General features: G+C 71.7%; 4 protein-coding genes. 1 reads left to right on the plus strand and 3 read right to left on the minus strand.

Going from position 1 to position 3,499, the window contains the following annotated elements:
* Positions 1–370: 370 nt before the first annotated feature.
* Complete coding sequence (locus ACZ6ZN_RS33050; protein WP_469651906.1) at positions 371–1,378, minus strand: stage II sporulation protein M; 1,008 nt, start codon at positions 1,376–1,378, stop codon at positions 371–373.
* Between the two features lie 127 nt (positions 1,379–1,505).
* Between ACZ6ZN_RS33050 and ACZ6ZN_RS33055 the strand changes: the two genes are divergently transcribed.
* Positions 1,506–2,522, plus strand: coding sequence for an RDD family protein (locus ACZ6ZN_RS33055; protein WP_469651908.1), 1,017 nt, complete (start codon positions 1,506–1,508; stop codon positions 2,520–2,522).
* A gap of 28 nt (positions 2,523–2,550) precedes the next feature.
* On the opposite strand, the gene ACZ6ZN_RS33060 is transcribed toward ACZ6ZN_RS33055, so the two are convergent.
* Entirely contained in the window at positions 2,551–3,165 is a 615-nt protein-coding gene (locus tag ACZ6ZN_RS33060; RefSeq protein ID WP_469651910.1) for a hypothetical protein, read from the minus strand.
* Between the two features lie 163 nt (positions 3,166–3,328).
* Positions 3,329–3,499, minus strand: a 171-nt coding sequence (locus tag ACZ6ZN_RS33065) for an adenosylhomocysteinase (protein WP_469651912.1), incomplete at its 5' end; no start/stop codon positions are given.

Raw genomic sequence — 3,499 nt, forward strand, 5'->3', positions numbered from 1 at the left:
CGGGCTTTCCTCCGGGCGCTTCCCTTCGGTCTTGCGTTTCCGACTCTATCAGATCTTTCCGATCCGATTTCCTCGGTGCTTTCCAGGTTTCCGCTCTCGCGGTTTCCTTTCCGGCGGTTCCGACTTTATCAGAAGTTTTCGGCCGGACTGACCGGCCGCTCATTTCCGATTCATCGGGAGAGGCTTCTTCGAACTCAGAGATTCAAGAAGCAGATAGACACTCACTGTGCCGGTCTGGGGCCGAGCCCCACTTCCAGGCAACTGTTCGAATCTACCTCCCCGCAGTCGCCGTGTCAACGGCTCCCGTGGGGCGAAGAGGAGACTAGCAGTTGAACGGACGTACTCGCACATCCGCCGGTGGGCGGGACGATCAAGCGGCTGTGGGGACGGTCGCGCTGCGCTCCGCCGCGTCGACGTCACCTGTCTCACCGGTACGGGCGGCACGACCGCCGAGGACATAGACGTAGGCCAGGAAGGCCGCTTCCGCGGCGATGCCGATGGCGATGCGGGCCCAGGTCGGGAGTCCCGACGGGGTGACGAAGCCTTCGATGGCTCCGGAGATGAAGAGGACCAGGGCGAGGCCGATGGCCATGCCGATGGCGGCGCGGCCCTCTTCGGCCAGCGCTGTGCGACGCGTGCGGGGGCCGGGGTCGACCAATGTCCAGCCCAGACGCAGGCCGGTGCCTGCGGCCACGAAGACCGCGGTGAGTTCCAGCAGACCGTGCGGGAGCACCAGGCCGAGGAAGGTGTCCAGGCGGCCGGCCGAGGACATCAGGCCGACACCGACGCCCAGGTTGAGCATGTTCTGGAAGAGGATCCACAGGACCGGGAGCCCCAGGAAGACGCCCAGGATGAGGCAGAGCGCGGCAGCCCAGGCGTTGTTCGTCCACACCTGGGCGGCGAAGCTGGCGGCCGGGTGGCTGGAGTAGTACGTCTCGTACTGGCCGCCGGGGCGGGTGAGGTCCCGGAGTTCGCTGGGGGCCGCGATGGAGGCCTGGACCTCCGGGTGGGTGCCGATCCACCAGCCGAGGAGCGCCGCGACGGCCGTGGACAGCAGGGCTGTGGGCACCCACCAGTGCCGAGCCTTGTAGACGGCGGCCGGAAAGCCGTGCGCCAGGAAACGGGTGACGTCGCGCCATGAGGCGCGGCGGGTTCCCGTCACCGCACTGCGCGCGCGTGCCACGAGCTGGCTGAGCCGGCCCGTCAGCTGCGGATCGGGGGCGCTGGACTGGATCAGGGACAGGTGGGTCGCTGCACGCTGGTAGAGGGTGACGAGTTCGTCGGCCTCGGAGCCGCTGAGGCGGCGCCGGCGGCGGAGCAGGGCTTCGAGGCGGTCCCACTCCGCACGGTGGGCGGAGACGAAGACGTCGAGGTCCATCGGTGTGCCTGCTCCTCGGCTGATCGTCGGCGGCTCGTCGTGGATCAAGCTTGTCGTACTACGGTGCGATGCTCAGCTTGGCAGACTGGGGGCTGTCGGGGGCAGGGCAGGGGAAGGGACGGCGGGCGTGAGTGAGCTGGTGACGGGCGAGGCCGTGGCGTTGGAGCTGCGGCCCGCGAGGTTGCCCAGCAGGGCGCTGGCCGTGCTGCTCGATCTTGTGGCGGCCGTGGCGGTCTACGTCGCCGTGACCATCGCGCTCGTCGCGTCGACGGCCTCGCTGGACGAGGCGGCGCAGACGGCGCTGTCGATCGCGTCGTTCGTGCTGGTGCTGGTGGGCGGGCCGATCGCCGTCGAGACGCTCAGCCACGGGCGGTCGCTCGGGAAGATGGCGTGCGGGCTGCGCGTGGTGCGGGACGACGGCGGTCCGATCCGGTTCCGCCACGCGCTGGTGCGGGGTCTGATCGGGGTGATCGAGATCCTCATGACCTTCGGGGTCGTCGCCTGCATCGCCTCGTTCGTGTCGGCGCGTGGCCGGCGGCTGGGGGACGTGTTCGCGGGGACCCTGGTCGTGCGGGAGCGGCTTCCGGTGACCCGGAGCGGCTTCGTGCCGCCCCCTCCGCCCTGGCTCGCGGGGCGGTTCGCGGAACTGGACCTGTCGGCGGTGCCGGACGGGTTGTGGCTCGCGGTCCGTCAGTACCTGACGCGCATGCACCAGCTGGATCCGCAGGTGGGCTGGTCGATGGCGCAGCGGCTGGCGTCGGATCTCGCGGGGCGTACGGGGGCGCCGGTGCCGCACGGGGTGCCGGCGGCGGCCTATCTGGCGGCGGTCGTGCAGGAGCGGCAGGTGCGGGAGACCCGGCGGGCGTTCGGCAGCGGGCCGGTCGCTTCCGGCGTGGTTCCCGGTGCGTCCGCGGCTCGGGGCGGACCCGGCGCTGCTTCCGCCTCGTCCCTGCCGCCGGTCGCGCCCGGTGCCGAGTCCTCCGCGTTCACGCCCCCGGTCCCGGCGGGTACGGCACCGGTGGCGTCCGCACCGCCCGCCGGGCCGGTTCAGCCGCCCGTCGAGCCGTCCGCTCCGCGGTCGGGCGGGGCGTCGGAGGACGCGCGGCCCGAGCGGCCCGGTACGGGGTTCGTGCCGCCGGCGTAGGGGTGCCGAGCCCGAGCCGGCCGGTGGTTCAGGAGAAGACCGACGGGGGCGATTCCAGGTCCTCGAGTTCGATGCCGGGGGCGGCGAGGACCACGTCGCCGGCGATGTGCACGGCGTGCTGCTCCCCCGTGTCCAGGGCTGTGACCTGGTATTCGTCCACGATGAGGGGGGCGTTGTCAGTGGGGTGTGCTTCGCTTCTCAGCAAGGTCCAGGACTGGTCGACGGTGCGGGGGGCGAGGACCGGATCCGTGAAGGCGACGAGGCGTACGCGCGTGGCTGCGGAGGAGGGGGTGAGGCGCAGGAGCCGGGCGGTGGCGACGAGGAACGCCGGGGAGGTGCCGGTGAAGGCGTGGGCGCGCACGTTGCCTTCGGTGGCCTCGGTTCCGGTGGGGTCGGTGCGGACCCAGGTGACGCCGTCGAGGGCGGCGCCGCGGACCTGCCAGGCGGCGGCGTGCAGTTCGAGGCGGAGGGGGCGGCCGAGCTCGTCGAGGGTGAGGTCGACGGAGCCGTGGTGATCGCCCGAGGGGGCGGTCAGCTGGGAGACGTAGCGCCAGCCGGAGGGGCCGGGGGCGCACTGGAAGTGTTCTTCTGCGAGGGGGGTGTGATCGTGCGGATCGTGGAGCGAATAGCGGCCGCGGGGCATGGGGGTCCTGGGTCCTGACGGGCTGGGCCGGTCATCGGCCGGTCGAACGGGGCAGGCCCCCCGGCACGGGGGTGCGGGGGGCCTGCCTCGGAGCTTCGGCTGCTGGCCGACGGTGCTGTTCCGGTCCCGGCCGGAAGCCGGCCGGGAGCGGTTCGGCAGCCGATCAGTAGCGGTAGTGGTCCGGCTTGTACGGGCCTTCGACCTGCACGCCGATGTACTCGGCCTGCTCCGGGCGCAGCTCGGTGAGCTTGACGCCGAGGGCGGCCAGGTGGAGGCGGGCGACCTTCTCGTCCAGGTGCTTGGGCAGGACGTAGACGCCGGTGGGGTACTCGTC

The sequence above is a fragment of the Streptomyces sp. NPDC053665 genome (assembly GCF_055585285.1).